General features: G+C 71.1%; 12 protein-coding genes and 1 pseudogene. 7 read left to right on the top strand and 6 right to left on the bottom strand.

Annotated elements, in window-relative coordinates; all coding sequences use genetic code 11:
* Nucleotides 1-78 precede the first annotated feature (78 nt).
* Nucleotides 79-1,494: an amino acid permease gene (locus IEJ02_RS15960; protein WP_317985809.1), complete on the bottom strand. Its 1,416-nt coding sequence runs from the start codon at nt 1,492-1,494 to the stop codon at nt 79-81.
* A 154-nt stretch (nt 1,495-1,648) separates the two neighbouring features.
* Here IEJ02_RS15960 and IEJ02_RS15955 point away from each other — a divergent pair, with 154 nt between their 5' ends.
* Entirely contained in the window at nt 1,649-2,788 is a 1,140-nt protein-coding gene (locus IEJ02_RS15955) for a C45 family autoproteolytic acyltransferase/hydrolase (RefSeq protein ID WP_191065492.1), read from the top strand.
* Nucleotides 2,789-2,831: 43 nt separating this feature from the next.
* Nucleotides 2,832-3,731, top strand: a complete 900-nt coding sequence (locus IEJ02_RS15950; RefSeq protein WP_191065491.1) for a MurR/RpiR family transcriptional regulator — start codon at nt 2,832-2,834, stop codon at nt 3,729-3,731.
* Nucleotides 3,732-3,788: 57 nt separating this feature from the next.
* On the opposite strand, the gene IEJ02_RS15945 is transcribed toward IEJ02_RS15950, so the two are convergent.
* Together IEJ02_RS15945 and IEJ02_RS15940 are read right to left on the bottom strand one after the other, a co-directional pair.
* Nucleotides 3,789-5,033 carry a pyridoxal phosphate-dependent aminotransferase gene (locus IEJ02_RS15945; RefSeq protein ID WP_223863926.1) on the bottom strand — a complete coding sequence of 415 codons (1,245 nt, stop codon included), beginning with the start codon at nt 5,031-5,033 and terminating at the stop codon, nt 3,789-3,791.
* A 296-nt stretch (nt 5,034-5,329) separates the two neighbouring features.
* Entirely contained in the window at nt 5,330-5,914 is a 585-nt protein-coding gene (locus tag IEJ02_RS15940) for an acyl-CoA-like ligand-binding transcription factor (RefSeq protein ID WP_191065569.1), read from the bottom strand.
* A 104-nt stretch (nt 5,915-6,018) separates the two neighbouring features.
* Here IEJ02_RS15940 and IEJ02_RS15935 point away from each other — a divergent pair, with 104 nt between their 5' ends.
* The gene (locus tag IEJ02_RS15935; protein ID WP_191065489.1) at nt 6,019-6,954 is read left to right on the top strand and encodes an oxidoreductase; all 936 of its coding nucleotides are present in this window, start codon (nt 6,019-6,021) and stop codon (nt 6,952-6,954) included.
* A 29-nt stretch (nt 6,955-6,983) separates the two neighbouring features.
* On the opposite strand, the pseudogene IEJ02_RS15930 reads toward IEJ02_RS15935, so the two are convergent.
* The 3 genes and pseudogenes from IEJ02_RS15930 to glgP all read right to left on the bottom strand — a co-directional run.
* Nucleotides 6,984-7,145, bottom strand: a pseudogene (locus IEJ02_RS15930) (IS5/IS1182 family transposase); the annotation flags it as partial.
* Between the two features lie 25 nt (nt 7,146-7,170).
* Nucleotides 7,171-8,271 carry a hypothetical protein gene (locus IEJ02_RS15925; RefSeq protein ID WP_223863897.1) on the bottom strand — a complete coding sequence of 367 codons (1,101 nt, stop codon included), beginning with the start codon at nt 8,269-8,271 and terminating at the stop codon, nt 7,171-7,173.
* A gap of 167 nt (nt 8,272-8,438) precedes the next feature.
* On the bottom strand, nt 8,439-11,198 hold the full coding sequence (gene glgP / locus IEJ02_RS15920; protein ID WP_191065488.1) for an alpha-glucan family phosphorylase: 2,760 nt from the start codon (nt 11,196-11,198) through the stop codon (nt 8,439-8,441).
* A gap of 138 nt (nt 11,199-11,336) precedes the next feature.
* On the opposite strand from glgP, the gene IEJ02_RS15915 reads away from it, so the two are divergent.
* From IEJ02_RS15915 to IEJ02_RS15900, 4 genes are all read left to right on the top strand, one after another.
* Nucleotides 11,337-12,512 carry an RNA-guided endonuclease InsQ/TnpB family protein gene (locus IEJ02_RS15915; RefSeq protein WP_317985808.1) on the top strand — a complete coding sequence of 392 codons (1,176 nt, stop codon included), beginning with the start codon at nt 11,337-11,339 and terminating at the stop codon, nt 12,510-12,512.
* A gap of 243 nt (nt 12,513-12,755) precedes the next feature.
* Nucleotides 12,756-14,663 carry a rhamnogalacturonan lyase gene (locus IEJ02_RS15910; RefSeq protein ID WP_191065487.1) on the top strand — a complete coding sequence of 636 codons (1,908 nt, stop codon included), beginning with the start codon at nt 12,756-12,758 and terminating at the stop codon, nt 14,661-14,663.
* 25 nt (nt 14,664-14,688) lie between these two features.
* The gene (locus IEJ02_RS15905) at nt 14,689-15,483 is read left to right on the top strand and encodes a pectate lyase (RefSeq protein ID WP_191065486.1); all 795 of its coding nucleotides are present in this window, start codon (nt 14,689-14,691) and stop codon (nt 15,481-15,483) included.
* Nucleotides 15,484-15,570: 87 nt separating this feature from the next.
* Nucleotides 15,571-16,434, top strand: coding sequence for a helix-turn-helix domain-containing protein (locus IEJ02_RS15900; protein ID WP_191065485.1), 864 nt, complete (start codon nt 15,571-15,573; stop codon nt 16,432-16,434).
* Nucleotides 16,435-16,510 lie beyond the last annotated feature (76 nt).

Here is a 16,510-nt window from a genome sequence, read left to right as displayed (position 1 = left end):
CGAATAATGGGGCATCCCGCGCCACCCACCAGGGCGCGTGCCTCCGGTTCTGGGGTCCTGTTCGGCGGGAGGTCGTGGTCAGACGAGGGTGCGTGAGGGCGCCGGTTCGGCGGCGTTCTTCGGGTGCCGGGCTCGCTGGGTGATCAGTCCGGCGACGACGGCGACGGCGGTGACCAGGAGCGTCAGCAGGAGCGATCGCCGGCTTCCGGAGTCGGCTGCCATGCCCGCGATGATGGCCAGGAGTGCCGCGAGGACGAGCAGGCTCAGCCAGGGGTAGGCCCACATGCGGACGGTGAGGGCTTCGGGCCGCTCCCGCATCAGCCGGGCACGCCCGCGCAGGTGGGTGACCGTGATGCACAGGTAGACCACGACGGCGACGGCGCCGGAGGAGTCGAGCAGGAACTGGTAGACGGCCGTGGTGGGCAGGAAGTAGTTGGCCACGACGGTGAGCAGTCCGATGCTGGAGGCGGCGAGGACGGCCGGTGCGGGCACGCCGAGCCGGGTGGTGCGGGCGAACAGCGCGGGGGCTTCGCCTCGTTCGGCCAGGGAGTGGAGCATCCGGGAGGAGGAGTAGATCCCGGAGTTCAGGCAGGACAGGACGGCGGTGAGCACGATGAAGTTCATTGTGGTGCCGGCGAACGGCACGCCGAGATGGCCCAGGACCGCGACGTAGGGGCTGTCGGTGACGGCGGTGGAGTTCCACGGCAGCAGCATCACCACGACGGTGATCGAGCCGATGTAGAAGAGCAGGATGCGCCAGACGACGCTGTTGATGCCGCGCCGCACGGCCTGGGCGGGATCCTTGGCCTCACCGGCGGCGATGGTGACGACCTCGGTGCCGAAGTAGGAGAAGAAGACGACCAGCGATGCCTGGAGCACGGCCAGCCAGCCGTTGGGGGCGAAGCCGCCGTGGCCGAAGAGGTTGGTGGTGCCGGGGGCGCTGGTGTTCGGGAGTGCGCCGAGCACGGCGGCGAGGCCGATGAGCAGGAAGGCGATGATCGCCGCCACCTTGATCATGGCGAACCAGAACTCGAAGGTGCCGAAGGACTCGACGCGGGCGAAGTTGACCGCGATCAACGCGACCATCAGGACCAGCGCGGCCAGCCAGGTGGGTATGGCGGGCAGCATGTGGTGGGCGACGGCCGCGCCGGCGATGGCTTCGAATCCGACGGTGATGCACCACTGGTAGGCATACAGCCATCCCACCGACAGCCCTGCCCAGGGGCCCAGCTCGCGGCTGGCGTAGCTGGAGAAGGAACCGGTCTCCGGCTGGGCGACCGCCATCTCGGCCAGCATGCGCATCACCAGGACGGCCAGGGCGCCGATGGCGGCGTAGGCCACCAGTACGGCAGGTCCGGCCTGGCGGATGGCGCTGCCGCTGCCGACGAAGAGCCCGGCGCCGATGACGCCGCCGATCGCGATCATGGTCATCTGCCGGTTGCCCAGCGCACCGCGCAGTTGGGCGGAGCCGTTGGTTTTAGCGGAAGGTTTCACAGGGTTCCTGACCTTGGGGAGAGGGGCGGGAACAACAAGATATGCAAGCAGAATTGCAAGGTGTAGTATCGCTGCAATTAAATTTACGTCACGGGTTGCGGCAAGCGCGTCCGCGAAAGCGGTCGGCGCAGCCCAACCGGCAGGAGGTCGGACGATGGCGGCAGGCATCCGTGAGCAGGAACTCGCCGGGCTGCGGTGGCTGGTCGTCTCCGGGGAGCGGACGGAAGTGTTCCGCGCCCTCGGCCAGGCCGCCCGCGCCGATGTCCACGCCGTCCAGGACGCCCTGCCCGAACGCTCCGCGCTGCGCCGTTGGGCGGCGACCGAACGAGGGCGGATCCGGGTCGGCCGACTGCTCGACGCCACGCACGCGGCGTGCGGCCGGCAGCTGGCCGAGTTGCGCGCCCTCGCCGCCGGTGCCGGCGCGGACTTCCACGACCTGCTGCTGGCCAACCTCCGCGGCGACCTCGGGGTCGACGACGGCACCGGCTGCACGGACCTCGGCTGGCGCCGGACGCGCTCCTACGTCGCGCACAACGAGGACGGGGCGCCCGCCCTCGACGGTCGGCTGATGCTGCTCACCCTGCTCGTCGACGGGGACGCGCCGGTCACGGTCCAGTGGTATCCGGGCTTCCTTCCCGCCAACACCTTCACGGCCACCGGCAACGGCCTGGTCTGGGGCATCAACCACGTCCAGGCCGCGCGCCCGGCCGACGCCCCGGGACGGCACTTCGTCGCCCGCGCCCTCCAGCAGGCTCCGACCCTGGACGCGGCCGTCGACCACCTGCGCACCCGCCCCAGCGCCGGCGGCTTCGCCTACACGATCGGCGACCGTGCCGAAGGCCGGGTCGTCGTCGTGGAGAGCGCCGCCGGACGGACCGCCGCAGTGGAGGCCGACCCGGTCCACCACCCCCTGCACTGGCACACCAACCACCTGCGCCACCTGCCCGAACCGGCGGACGCGCCCACCGCCGCCCCGGCCACGAACGACGGCACGCGGGCGGCCCGCAGCCTGGGCCAGTTCGAGGAGAGCGTCGCCCGCGGCAAGGTCCTGAGCACTCTGCCGTTCCCCGCCGACGACCCCGGCGCGCAGTGGTTCCTGGACATCCTCACCTCAGCACCGCTGCCCCAGGGGGTGCACCGCACGGCCGCGGGCACCGACCCGCTGATGACCCTGTGCTCAGTGGTGGCCGACCTCACCGGCGACCGGATCACGGTGCGCGGACCGGCCGGGAAGAGCGCCGAGATGGCGCTGTCGGACTTCGCACAGGGGCGTGCCGACGCCGCCACCGGGTGACCCCGCGGCCGCGGCACGGCCGTTTGGAGGGAGAATTCCTCGCATGGCCACAACTTCGCAGCGACCTCCGCGGACCTACGACGCGCTCGTCGCCACTCTCCACAACCCGGCGACGCCGCTGACCCGTTCCCAGCGGCTCCTGGCCGAGCGCGTCATGGCCGACCCGGAAGGCGTGGCGTTCATGACGATCTCGGAGCTGGCGTCCGCCGTCGGCGTCAACGAGGCCACCGTGGTCCGCTTCGCCACCAGCCTCGGCCTCGAGGGCTACCCCGGGTTGACCAGACTGTGCCGGGAGCATCTGCGCGAACAGGTGCACCTGCTGCGCCGCTACGACAACCTGGAGCAGCTGGGGGCCGACGGCGGAAACCTGCTCGAGCAGGCGGCCGCGCTGGAAGGGGCCAACATCGCCCGCACCTTCGCCCGGATCGACCCCGAAACCTGGGAGGCCGCCGTCAAGGCGCTGGCCGAGGCCCCCCGCGTCCACGTCATGGGCCTGCGCAAGTGCCACGCCCCGGCCTATCTGCTCGGCTACCTGCTGCGGATGCTGCGCGAGGACGTCGAGACCGTCACGCTGGGCACGGGCACGCTCACCGACGACCTGCGCCGGGTCCGGGAGGGCGACTGCTTCGTGACCATCGCGATCCGCCGCTACAGCGCGGAGACGGTGCGGGCCGCGGCCTGGGCCCGAGCACGCGGCGCCCGCTGCGTGGCGCTGACCGACAACCCCTCCTCGCCCCTGGCGTCCTCGGCCGAGCAGGTCTTCTTCGTGGACGCCGCCAGCCCGTCGGTGCTGCGCTCGTTGACCGCGTTCACCGCGCTGGTCCAGGCGCTCGCCGCCGGGGTCGCCCAACTGCGCGGGCACCAGGCGCGTTCGACATTGCTGCAGGAAGAAGAACTGCTGAAGGAGTTCGGCGCCTACGCCCCGGACACACCTCTGCCGTAGCCCGCCGTCCGCCGGCGCCGCACTGCACCCGTGCGGCCCGCCCGGCAGACGCACACCTCAGCCCCGCGCCGTCAGCGCGGCGAGCGCCCCGCGCAGGTGCTCCAGGGAAGCCGCGATCCACGGGAGCCGCAGCGGGTCGTCGCTGCGCAACGCCGCCCAGCGCTCCGCCTCGGACTCCCCGTACAACAGACTTGTCGCCACCCGGGCACGCAGTCCGCCGACCGCGTCCCCGAACGCCTCACCGGCGAGCACACCGACCCCGTGCTCCTCCAGCAGGGCTGCGGCCAGCCCCGCACCGGTGTCGATGCCCCGGCCGGCAAGCACCGGCCGCACCGGTTCGAAGTCCGGGTAGAGGTAGAAGCCCGCCTCGGGACGGCGGCAGACCGCACCGGCCGCCGTGAACCGCTCGTACACCGCCGCCGCGACCCTCGCATGCAGCCCGCGCGCGGCATCGATGTGGGCCAGCACCTCGGGCGGATCCTGCAGGATGTACGTGGCGGCGGCCTGCATCGGCGCAGCCAGGCTGGACCACACCTCACTGGCCACCCCGACAAGCTCGCCCATCAGCCGTTCGCCCCAGGGACCCGACGGCACCCGGGCGAACCCGATGCGCCAGCCGCCCAAGGCCATCGACTTGCTCAACCCGCTGGTGACAACGGTGCGTTCGGGCAGATAGCCGAGCGCGCTGGGAGCCTTGCCGAAGTGGCACACCTCGGCGTAGATCTCATCGCAGACCACTGCCAGACCATGCCGCTCGGCGATCTCGCAGACCGCACGCAGGTGCTCCTCGCGGGCGACCGTCCCCGTGGGATTGTCCGGCACCGTCACCACCAGGACACCGGGGTTCGCCCCGGCCGCCCGCGCGTCGGCCAGCGCCTGCTCCAGCAGCTCCGGGTCCGGAACGCCGCCCGCCTCCGCCGGAACCGGAACACTTATGGTCTTCCTGCCCACCAGCGCCGTCTGGGCCGCGTAGCTGACCCACGCCGGGCACGGCAGCACCACGTCCCCCGGCAGCGCGGCGAGCAGCGCGAACAGCAGCGCCTTGCTGCCGGGGGCGAACAGCACCTGCTCGGGTTCCGTCTCCACTCCACGTCGGCCGAACCACCCGGCAGCGGCCTCGCGGGCCTCCCGCGACCCGACGACGGCCCCGTATCCGTTGCGCCCGGCCGCCGCCGACAACACCTGCGCGACCGAATCCGGCACCGGCAGCCCCGCCTCGCCGAACCCCAGGTGCAACACCCTCTCCCCCGCCGCCCGGCGGGCCCGCAGTGTCTCGTTGATGGCCAAGGTCGCCGAATGCATGGTCACGGCGCCCCACTCTCCTCACAGGGATCGGCACGGCAGAGCAAGTGCAGCTGCACGCCTGAGAGTATATGCAAATATGTTTGCATTGCAGAGCGGCCTTCGATGGGACCGGGATGGTTCACCGTGATCGGAAGGCGGCTCGCGGGACGAGCGCACGCGAAACGGCTGGTATCAGAGGTCGCGCAGATAGGCGCGGTGGGGGAGCTCAGCGACAGAACGGACACAGACCCTGGTGATCATGGACATGCTCTTGCAACTCCTGAGCAGAAATCTCTCGCCGGCCGCAAGACAGCTCACTCAACAGAGTCCAACGCCGGGGCAATTGTGGCGAAGGCCCGGTCGGTCAGTTCGGCGGGGTCCTCGGCACCGTCGCTGCCGCTCCACCGTTGCAGCACGGCGTCGAATGCGGTGAGCGCCATCCCGGCGGCTAGCTGCGGGTACAGATCGGTGTCGGGGTCGAGCCCCAGGCGCTGCGCCAACTCTGCTGCCAGGTCGTCGCGCCACTGGTCCTGGCGTTCCAGGAAGCGTGCGCGCAGGGCGGGGGTGCGCAGAATCAGCCGAACCACGCGCAGTGCCCGGTCGGAATGGTCGGCGCAGGCGGCCATGGTGACCCAGACGGCGTGCCGCAAGGACGCGGAAGGCTGCTCCTCGATGGGGCGAGACGCCAGCGCTGCGCGCATGCCGGTGCCCATGTCGGCCAGGAACTGGACGACCACGTCCTCCTTGGAGACGAAGTACCGGAAGAACGTTCGCTTGGATACGCCGGCGGTGGCCGCGATCTCGTCGATGGTGACCGCGTCGAACCCCTTCTGCGCCAGTAGCTGCAGTGCCGCTTCGCTCAGCTCGTTGGAGACGAGCTGGCGTTTGCGCTGGGCCATGGTGACTTCAGGGCGGGAGCTCACCGGGCAATTCTACCGCCATGCCATTCACGGCACTCGGTAGCTCCTTGACACCAAGTGCCATAAACGGCAACGTGTGCCGCATGACGAAGAACCAGCGCTGGACCGCCGATCAGATCCCGGACCAGGCCAAGCGGGTGTTTGTCGTCACCGGAGCCAACAGCGGCCTCGGCCTGGCGACCACCCGGGCACTCGCCCGCAAGGGCGGGCACGTGATCCTCGCTGTGCGCGACGAGGCAAAAGGCCACCGGGCCGCCGCAGAGATCACCGCTGAGGAGCCTGGCGCCGACCTTGAGGTGCGCCGCCTCGACCTGGCCGATCTCGATTCGGTCCGAGCGTTCGCCGATCAGCTGCGCGTCGATCATCCACGGCTGGACGTGCTCGTCAACAACGCCGGCGTGATGGCGCCACCCCGCTCGCTGAGCGCCCAGGGCCACGAGTTGCAGTTCGCCTGCAACCACCTCGGCCACTTCGCGCTCACTGGTCTACTGCTCGACCTGCTGACCGACGGCAACGACCCCCGCGTGGTCACGGTAAGTTCGACCAACCACCGGCAGGGGCACCTCTACTTCGACGACCTTTCCGGCGAGCGCACGTACTCGCCCATGGGGTTCTACAACCAGTCGAAGTTCGCCAACGCCGTCTTCGGATGGGAACTCCACCGGAGGCTGACCGCGGCCGGCAGCTCGGTACGCAGCCTGCTCGCCCACCCCGGCTACACCTCCACCAACCTCCAAACCAGCGCGCCGGTCGGCATGGTGAAGATGCTGTTCGGCCGCATCCTCGCCCCGCTCGCCCAGCCCCCGGAACAGGGTGCACTGCCCCAGCTGTACGCGGCCACCGCCCCGGACGTGAAGGGCGGTGAGTTCATCGGGCCGGACGGCTTCGCCGAGCTGCGCGGCGGCCCGAAGCAAGTGCGGTTGTCCACCGCGGCAGCCGATCCCCAGACCGGCCGCCGTCTGTGGGAACTGTCGGAACAACTCACCGACGTGCGGTTCCTGCTTCCGGCCACCTTCTAACGAACAGGTCGCGCGGATGGGCGTGAGGGTCATGGCCGGCGGTGCGGGCGTTCGGCCCAGCGATGGGTTGTCCACGCCTGCCGGATCAGGCTCCGCACGGTGATGATCGTGTCGGCGAGATCGAAGAAGGCGTCGATGACGATGGCCCGGCGCTCGTAGCAGCGGGCGAGGCGGTGGAAGGCGTTTTGCCAGGTGGCTGCGACGGCCTGGCCGTAGTCAACCGACCCCGCCGGTTGGGTGGTTGAGTGCCGAAGAACCCGCCGCCCCGGCATCCCTCCCCGCCTCCTCCTCACGGGCGCGCAGGTCTCCGTGGAGGCGGGCGACCACCGCGCACACCAGCGGCATGACCACCGGGGGCAGCAGGAGAAGGGCCACGGCTGTGGGGAGGATCATCACCAGCACGCCGGTGATCCACACATTGTCGTCGCTGAGCCACAGCATGCCGAGGCCGGCGACGTGGGCGAGGGGAGCGGCCGCGTACCGGGCCGGCCAGAAGACGAGCACGGCGGCCGCGGTGACCAGCGTGCCCAGGCCGAGGGTGCGCCGTCGTGCACGGCGGGTCAGCACCCAGGAGCGGTACAGCGCCACGAAGGGGGAACGGCGCTCCAGCACCGTCTCGGCGGTGGCCGCCGACAGGCGGAAGTACAGCAGCGGGCCGAGACACCAGATGGCGATCGGCAACACCCATCCCACCAGTGTGTACTGCCAGGTCGCGGTCTCGTGCAGGGGCGTGGGCTCGACGCCGGGCACCTCGCCGCCGTCGACGAGGCTGAACAGCACCAGGCCCGCCAGCTCCACGGCGCCCACGGCCAGTCCGGTCAGCAGGTTGACCACGAGGGCGGCGGGCAGGCGCCGGCGGGTGCGCCGCCACAGCTCGCGGGTGGTCAGCGGTCCGCCGTCGCGCGTGGCGTGAGAGTCGCCGATGGCGTACGCGGTGTGCAGGACGGTGACGACGAGGAGTGCCAGCACGAGCAACAGCAGCGACACCACGACACCGACCCTCACCAACGGGGGCAAGCCACCGTCGGCGTAGGCCACATAGGAGTCCTCGTTGGCGATGTTGCGGTCCGCGTAGTCCCGGACGCCCTCGAAGGTGTCCCATGCCGCCGCGAACCCGCCGGCCACGATCGCGCAGCCGAGCACGGCTGTCAGGGCGGACACGCGGAGGGTGAAGCCGTACAGCGCGCCGCGGTAGCGTCTGACGACGCCGAGCGACGACCGGAGCGCCCCACCGATGCCGCCGCCCGGCTGCTCGGTGGGGTTGTCGCCCATGCCGTCGGCCACCCGGGCGGTCGACTGGCTTCCCTCGTGCGCCATGACCTGATCTGACCTCCGTGCGGCTACGTGGTGACGGCATCCAAGACGTCGTGCCGGGCGCGTGGGTTCCCGGAGATCGGGTTCATTCCCGCAGGTCCGCATCACCGGCGGCCGCCCCGGCCTGCGCCACACGGCGAGATCGCCGAGTCCACCAGCCGCCGGAGGCCTCAGCGCATCAGGACTCCCGCCGCTTCGGCCGTGGTCTCCGAGGGCAGGGCGATGAGTCCCGGTTCGGCGGGGCCCGCCAGGAGGGGGTGGGTGGGGAGGACGCGGATGGTGTAGCCGAAGGGGCCGGTGCGGTTGAGGGCCAGGGGGGCCTCGTAGCGGCGACTGCCTTCGAGGTCGGGGCCCGCGGTGGGTTTGAGGGGAACGTGGGTGGCGTCGGTGATGCGGTCCGCGTCGTCCACGCGGCCCGCCACCGCCTGGACCTCGACGTCCGCCGGGTCCAGGGTGCCCAGGCGCACCCGGGCGCGGAGGGAGAGCGTCGAGCCGAGTTCGGCGGCGCCGCCCGGGGCGGGTGGGGTGAGGTGGGCCTCGACGTGGTCGACGGCGACGTCCGGCCAGGCGGCGCGGATTCGGGCCTTCCAGGTGGCCAGTTCGGCGGCCGCCTCGAGGTTCAGGGCGCGGTGGGAGCGGGCGGCGGGGGCGTAGAGGCGCTCGACGTATTCGCGGACCATGCGGCCCGCGAGCACCTTGGGGCCGAGGGTGGTGAGGGTGCGCCGGACCATGGCGATCCAGCGGCCGGGGAGGCCGTCCAGGCCGCGGTCGTAGAAGCGCGGGGCGACCCGCTGCTCCAGCAGGTCGTAGAGGGCGGCGGCCTCCAGGTCGTCGCGGCGGGTCTCGTCGATCGCGTCGCCGTCGGCGGTGGGGATGGCCCAGCCGAAGTCCGGCTCGTACCACTCGTCCCACCAGCCGTCGAGGACGGAGAGGTTGAGACAGCCGTTCAGGGCCGCCTTCATGCCGCTGGTGCCGCATGCCTCCAGCGGGCGCAGCGGGTTGTTGAGCCAGACGTCGCAGCCGGGGTAGAGCTTCTGGGCCATGTCCATGCCGTAGTCGGGCAGGAAGACCAGACGGTGGCGCACCCGGGGGTCGTCGGCGAAGCGGACCAGCTCCTGGACGAGGCGCTTGCCGCCGTCGTCGGCCGGGTGGGCCTTGCCCGCGACGACGATCTGGATCGGCCGCTCGGGGTGGAGCAGCAGCTCCATCAGCCGGTCCTGGTCGCGCAGCATCAGGGTGAGCCGCTTGTAGGAGGGGACGCGGCGGGCGAAGCCGATGGTGAGGACGTCGGGGTCGAGCACCCCGTCGATCCAGCCGAGCTCGGCGGTGCCCGCGCCGCGCTGCCGCCAGGAGGCGTACAGCCGCTGCCGGACCTCGGCGACCAGCCGCTTGCGCAGGGTACGGCGCAGCTCCCACAGCTCGGAGTCGGCGAGGTGGCCGAACCGCCGGGCGCCGAGCCGGGTGACCTCGGGGGCCGTCCAGGTGGGCGCGTGCACCCCGTTGGTGACGGAGGTGATGGGCACCTCCTCGGGGTCGAAACCGGGCCAGAGCCCGGCGAACATCTCCCGGCTGACGCGGCCGTGCAGGGTGGACACCCCGTTGGCGCGCTGGGCCAGCCGCAGCCCCATCACGGCCATGTTGAAGAGGTTGGGCTCGCCGCCGGGGTAGGTCTCCATGCCGAGGGCGAGGATCCGCTCGACCTCGATCCCGGGCAGCTCGGCGTCGTCGCCGAAGTGGCGGGCCACCAGCTCGCGGTCGAAGCGGTCGATCCCGGCGGGGACGGGGGTGTGGGTGGTGAAGACGGTCCCGGCCCGCACCGCCTCATGGCCGGCGTCGAAGGCGGCCCCGTCGGCGATCAGTTCGCGGATGCGCTCCAGGCCCTGGAATCCGGCGTGGCCCTCGTTGGTGTGGAACACCTCGGGCTCGGGGTGGCCGGTGAGCCGGCAGTACGCGCGCAGGGCGCGGACGCCGCCGATGCCCAGCAGCATCTCCTGGAGCAGCCGGTGCTCGCTGCCGCCACCGTAGAGCCGGTCGGTCACCTCGCGCTCACCGTGGCCGTTCTCCTCCACGTCGGAGTCGAGCAGCAGCAGCGGCACCCTGCCCACCTGGGCCTGCCAGACGCGGGCGTGGAGCGGACGGCCGCCGGGCAGGGTGAGCGGGATCCGGACGGGCCGGCCGTCCGCCTCGCACAGCTGGGTGAGCGGCAGCTCGTCGGGGTCCAGGACCGGATAGTGCTCCTGCTGCCAGCCGTCGCGGGAGAGCGACTGCCGGAAGTAGCCGTGGCGGTAGAGCAGTCCGACGCCGATCAGGGGGACGCCGAGGTCGCTGGCGGCCTTGAGGTGGTCACCGGCGAGGATGCCGAGGCCGCCGGAGTACTGGGGCAGGGCGGCGGTGATCCCGAACTCCGGCGAGAAGTAGGCGATGGCGGTGGGCGGTCCGGAGGGTACGGGCGCGCCCGAGGGTACGGGCGGTCCGGAGGGGGCGGGCGCGCCCGAGGGCATGGACGTGGCAGAGGGTACGGGCGCGCCTGGGGACTCCGTGGGCCCGGACGGGCCCGACGGCGCGGGCGCGCCCGAGGACGCCGGAGGTACGGGCTCGGCGGGGGTCGGCCCGGCTCTGTCCTCGGCGGCGACCCGCCCCTGATACCACCGGGGCCCGGTCAGATAGTCGTGCAGATCATCCGCGGCCGCCGCGAGACGGCGCAGGAAGGAGCGGTCCTCGGCGAGGTCCGCGAGCCGGGAGAGGGGCACGGCGCCCAGCAGCCGCACCGGGTCGCCGCCCGACTCCCGCCATCCCTCGGGGTCCACGGACTCGAAGAGCTCGCGGGTCTCGGGGTGCCAGGACCAGCGCAGATTGCGCGCCAGCCGGTTGAGCGGTCGCAGGGGCTCCGGAAGGACGGGGCGCACGCTGAATCGACGAATGGCCTTCACTGGACTTCTCCCTTGGACGCCGACTGTTGGAGGGCCGAGAAGAACATCGTCCTTGTGGCTGTGGCACGGGGCGCCGCAGCATCGCTGGGGAATCGCTGGTCGGCGGGCATTGTCAGTGCCTCCTTTTAACCTGGTGGGGTGAAGATCGTGGTGCAGGTCAGGCTGTTGCCGACGCCGAATGAGGCGCTGGCTCTGACAGCGACCCTGCGCGCCGCGAACGCCGGGGCGAACCTGGCCTCCGCGCTCTCATTCGAGAAAGGCATCACGTCCCGCAACGACTTACAGAAACTTGTCTATGGCCGGTTGAAAGGCGAGTTCGGGCTCGGCGCACAGACTGCCGTGCGCACGGTGAAGAAGGTTGTGGACGCATACGCGACGCTGCGCGCCAACCTGCGAGCGGGCCGCTTGGGCCCGCAGGGTTCCAAGCGGCGGGCGAAGGCGACATCGAAGCCGGTGACCTTCCGCGAAGACGCGGCGCAGCCATTCGACGACCGCATCCTGTCCTGGCAGCACGACACCGGGACGGTGAGTATCTGGACCGTTGCGGGACGGCTCAAAGGCATGCGTTTCATAGGTTCGCCGGACCAGATCAAAACCCTTGCTGAGTTCCGGAAGGGCGAGACGGACCTGATATGCCGGGACGGCAAGTGGTTCCTGATCGCAGTGTGCGAAGTACCGGCCGAGCCGCTGAATACCGCTCCGGTGGACTGGATCGGTGTGGACCGGGGCATCGTCAACCTCGCCACGACTTCGGACGGCACCAACTACTCCGGCCGGAGGCTGTCCCGCTACCGCAGATGGCAGGCGCGTAAGAAAGCCGAGTTGCAGGCCAAGCGGACCCGCAGCGCCAACCGCCGCCTGAAGCGGCGGGCGAAGAGGGAAGCGCGACACGCCGCGCACATCAACCACAAGATCAGTAAGGAGTGCGTGGCCGTCGCGAAACGCACCGGACGCGGGGTCGCCCTGGAGGAGCTTCGGGGAATCCGTGACCGGGTACGGCCTTGTCGCGACCAGCGGGCCCCGCTCTCCTCCTGGCCGTTCCACCAGCTCGACCGGTACATCGCGTACAAAGCCGAGCGCGTCGGCGTACCGGTGATCTGGGTGGACGCGGCCTACACCTCGCAGAGGTGCCCAAGGTGCGGGCACACCGCGAAGACCAATCGTCCCGCTCGGGACCAATTTCGCTGTCGTCGGTGCGGGCTCGCTGGCCCGGCCGACATCGTCGCCGGGGTCAACGTGCGCAACCGCGCGCGCTCGGCGTGGGTTCTTGTCAACGGACCCGCATCGCAAGGGACGTGCACACCTCCTTTGTAGTGGATGCGACCTGTGACCGCCCTGTCGTAGGGGGCAGTCGGGAGCGCGACGAGGCTTGGAGGAACCGGGTCAACAAGCTCGGTCCTGCAGAGCCGCGAAGTTGACCCTTCGACGGTAGCGGCCGACGAGTCCCCGTTTCGGCTGTTTCGCCCCGCTCCCGAGAAGTCGGCCCGAAGGCGGCAACCTTTCCGGCCAAGGGGACGACTAGGGGTCACACCTTCCCCCCATGCCTTGGAGGACCACGTGCGCTCTCGGGACAGTTCGCACACTCCGCCCCCCGCTCATCCGCCCAGACCCACCCCGCGCAGGGGCCGGACGCTGGCCGCCGCCTGCGCGGCGGGCGCGCTGACCGTCACCTCGCTGGTGAGCGCCTCGGAGGCCGCCGAGGGCACAGGGCCCACGCCGAGGGCGGCCGCCGCGGCCCAGCTCGAGAAGCTGGACCGGGGGCTGGTGAGCGTGCACACCGGCAATGACAACCTGGTCAGCTGGCGCTGGCTGGCCACCGACCCGGACGGTGTGACGTTCAACCTCTACCGGGGCGGCGTCAAGGTCAACTCCTCCCCCATCACCACCACCAACTACCTCCACAAGGACGCCCCGAACAGCGCGGACTACACCGTACGGGCCGTTGTGGGCGGGGCGGAGCAGCCCGCCTCGCCGAGCGCGATCCAGTTCCGCCCGGGGTACTACGATGTGCCGATCTCACCCCCGGCGGGCGGCTCGGACTACACCTACGAGGCCAATGACGCCTCGGTGGGCGACCTCGACGGCGACGGCGACCTGGACTTCGTCCTGAAGTGGCAGCCGACCAACGCCAAGGACAACTCGCAGTCGGGCGTCACCGGCAACACCATCGTCGACGGCTACACCCTCCAGGGGCAGCGGCTGTGGCGGATCGACCTGGGCCGCAACATCCGCTCCGGCGCCCACTACACCCAGTTCCAGGTGTACGACTACGACGGCGACGGCCAGGCCGAGATCGCGATGAAGACCGCGGACGGCACGGTGGACGGCGCCGGTAAGACCATCGGCAGCGCCTCCGCCGACTACCGCAACTCCAGCGGCTACGTACTCAGCGGACCCGAATACCTGACGATGTTCAACGGCCGCACGGGCGCCGCGATGAGCACGGTGGACTACGTCCCGCCGCGCGGCACCGTCTCCTCCTGGGGCGACTCCTACGGCAACCGCGTGGACCGCTTCCTGGCCGGGACGGCGTACCTCAACGGCTCCACCCCCTCGCTGATCGAGGCGCGCGGCTACTACACCCGCACCGTGATCTCCGCCTGGAGGTTCAGCGGAGGCCAGCTCACCCGCCAGTGGACGTTCGACACCAACAGCTCCACCAACACCGGCAAGGGCTACGACGGCCAGGGCAACCACGCGCTGGCCACCGGCGACGTGGACGGCGACGGCAGGGACGAGATCGTCTACGGCTCGATGGCCGTGGACGACAACGGCAACGGGCTGTGGACGAACAAAAACGGCCACGGCGACGCCGCCCACCTCGGCGATCTCGACCCCTCCCGGGCGGGCCTGGAGTACTTCAAGGTGGACGAGGACTCCTCGAAACCGGGCTCGTACTTCGCCGACGCCCGCACCGGCCAGGTGCTGTGGTCCACCGCGTCCGGCGGCGACAACGGGCGCGGCGTGGCCGATGACATCTGGGCGGGCAACGACGGCGCCGAGATGTGGTCCGCGCGGGACGACCAGATCCGCGACGAGGGCGGCGGCGCCAAGGGCCGCAAGCCCTCCTCGATCAACTTCCTGGCCTGGTGGGACGGCGATCCGGTGCGCGAGCTGCTGGACGGCACCCACATCGACAAGTACGGCACCTCCGGTGACACCCGGCTGCTCACCGGCTCCGGGGTGCACTCCAACAACGGCACCAAGGCCACCCCGTCGCTGTCCGGCGACATCCTCGGCGACTGGCGCGAGGAGGTGGTCTGGCCGACCAGCGACAACAAGGCGCTGCGGATCTACTCCACGCCGTACGAGACCGACCGGAAGATCACCACGCTGCTCCACGACCGGCAGTACCGCGAGGCGCTGGCCTGGCAGAACACCGCCTACAACCAGCCCCCGCACCCCAGCTTCTTCATCGGCAACAAGATGGCGACCCCGCCGCGGCCGGCCATCACCACCCCGTGAAACCCCCCACCGAAGGAGATCCGACATGGCTGCACAACGCACCAGGCACCGGGCGATAGCCGGGGCCCTCGGCGCCGTCGCCCTCACCGCCGGCGCGATCACCACCGGGCTGACCCTGCCCACGGCCTCCGCCGCCACCTGGCCCACCCCCAGCGGCACCCCGCAGGCGGTCACCAAGAGCATCCCGGTCAGCGGGACCCTCGACGGCGGCATGAAGCGCTACTACGGCTCGGGCGACCTGGGCTCCGGTGGCCAGAACGAGGGCCAGGACCCGCTGTTCGACCTCAAGGACGGCGCCACGCTGAAGAACGTCATCCTCGGCGCCCCGGCGGCCGACGGAGTGCACTGCGCCGGCAGCTGCACCCTGCAGAACGTCTGGTGGGAGGACGTCGGCGAGGACGCCGCCACCTTCCGCGGCACCGGCAAGACGTACAACGTCATCGGTGGCGGCGCCCGTAAGGCGTCCGACAAGGTGTTCCAGTTCAACGGCGGCGGCACGCTCAACATCTCAGGCTTCGCCGTCCAGGACTTCGGCAAGCTGGTCCGCTCCTGCGGCAACTGCTCGTCGCAGTACAAGCGCACCATCAACGTGAGCAACACCGAGGTCACCGCCCCGGGCAAGGCCATCGGCGGGATCAACACCAACTACGGCGACTCGCTGACCCTGCGCGGGATCACGATCATCGGGGACAGCAGCAAGAAGATCGTCCCGTGCCAGAAGTACATCGGGAACAACACGGGCAAGGAGCCCACCGAGAACGGCAGCGGCCCCGACGGCACCTACTGCAAGTACAGCAGCTCCGACATCACCTATAAGTGATCGCCGGAAACGGCGGACAACCCGCGCGCCGTGCCTGACCCTCACAGGGACAGGCACGGCGCGTGCCCGTGCCGGACACTGGTGGGTATGGACACACCTGCCGAGCTGGGGAGTTTTCTGCGCACCCGCCGCGCCGGGCTGCGCCCCGAGGACGTCGGACTGGTCGCGTACGGGACCAGGCGCCGGGTCCCGGGGCTGCGCCGCGAGGAGCTGGCGCAGCTGGCCGGGGTGAGCGTGGCGTACTACACCCGGCTGGAACAGGGCCAGTCCACCGGCGCCTCGGACGGGGTGCTGGACGCGATCGCCCGCGCGCTGCGGCTCAGCCCGGACGAGCGGGCGCACCTGGGCAACCTGGCCCGTCCGCCGCGCGCCGGGCGCCGCCCCGCGCGGCGCGCCGAGTCCGCGCGCCCGGCGACCCGGCGGCTGCTCGCCGCGATGGACGGCGTACCGGCCGTGGTCCTCGGCCTCCGCTTCGACGTCCTGGCGTGGAATCCGCTGGGGCACGCCCTGATCGCCGGGCATCTGCCCGCCGACGCGCCCGAGCACCCCGACGACCGGCCCAACACCCAGCGGATGCTGTTCCTCGATCCGCACACCCGTGAGCTGTATCCGGACTGGAAGGGCGAGGCGCGGCGCGCGGTCGCCTCGCTGCGGGTGGTGGCGGGGGCGCACCCCGACGACCGGCGGCTCGCGGAGCTGATCGGCGAACTCACCATGAAGAGCGGGGAGTTCGCGGCGCTGTGGTCGCGCCACCCGGTGCGCCGGTGCGCGTTCGGCACCAAGTCCTTCCACCACCCGCTGGTGGGGCCGCTGGAGCTGGACTTCGAGATGACCCGGCTGCCGGACTCGGGGGGCCAGGCCCTGCTGATGTACGGGGCGGAGCCGGGGTCGCCGTCGGAGGCGGCGCTGCGGCTGCTGGCGCGGGAGGCCGTCGCGTTGTACGCCCCCTGATGCGCCCTTGTCGGGGATGCGCCCTTGTCGGGACCTTCGTCCCACGCGACGCTTGCGCCGTCGAGTTGGGGAGGGG

Origin of the sequence: Streptomyces sp. 5-10, from assembly GCF_014712245.1 — a bacterium.
GTDB classification, from domain to species: Bacteria; Actinomycetota; Actinomycetes; order Streptomycetales; family Streptomycetaceae; genus Streptomyces; species Streptomyces violaceusniger.
Note: the sequence above shows the minus strand (reverse complement) of the source record. Positions and strands in the feature narration are given on the sequence as shown.

Coding starts and splice junctions, on each gene's coding strand:
- IEJ02_RS15955 (WP_191065492.1), top strand. CDS start 1,649: ATGGCGGCAGGCATCCGTGAGCAGGAACTCGCCGGGCTGCGGTGGCTG.
- IEJ02_RS15935 (WP_191065489.1), top strand. CDS start 6,019: ATGACGAAGAACCAGCGCTGGACCGCCGATCAGATCCCGGACCAGGCC.
- IEJ02_RS15900 (WP_191065485.1), top strand. CDS start 15,571: ATGGACACACCTGCCGAGCTGGGGAGTTTTCTGCGCACCCGCCGCGCC.
- IEJ02_RS15945 (WP_223863926.1), bottom strand. CDS start 5,033: ATGCATTCGGCGACCTTGGCCATCAACGAGACACTGCGGGCCCGCCGG.
- IEJ02_RS15905 (WP_191065486.1), top strand. CDS start 14,689: ATGGCTGCACAACGCACCAGGCACCGGGCGATAGCCGGGGCCCTCGGC.
- IEJ02_RS15925 (WP_223863897.1), bottom strand. CDS start 8,271: ATGGCGCACGAGGGAAGCCAGTCGACCGCCCGGGTGGCCGACGGCATG.
- IEJ02_RS15950 (WP_191065491.1), top strand. CDS start 2,832: ATGGCCACAACTTCGCAGCGACCTCCGCGGACCTACGACGCGCTCGTC.
- IEJ02_RS15940 (WP_191065569.1), bottom strand. CDS start 5,914: ATGGCCCAGCGCAAACGCCAGCTCGTCTCCAACGAGCTGAGCGAAGCG.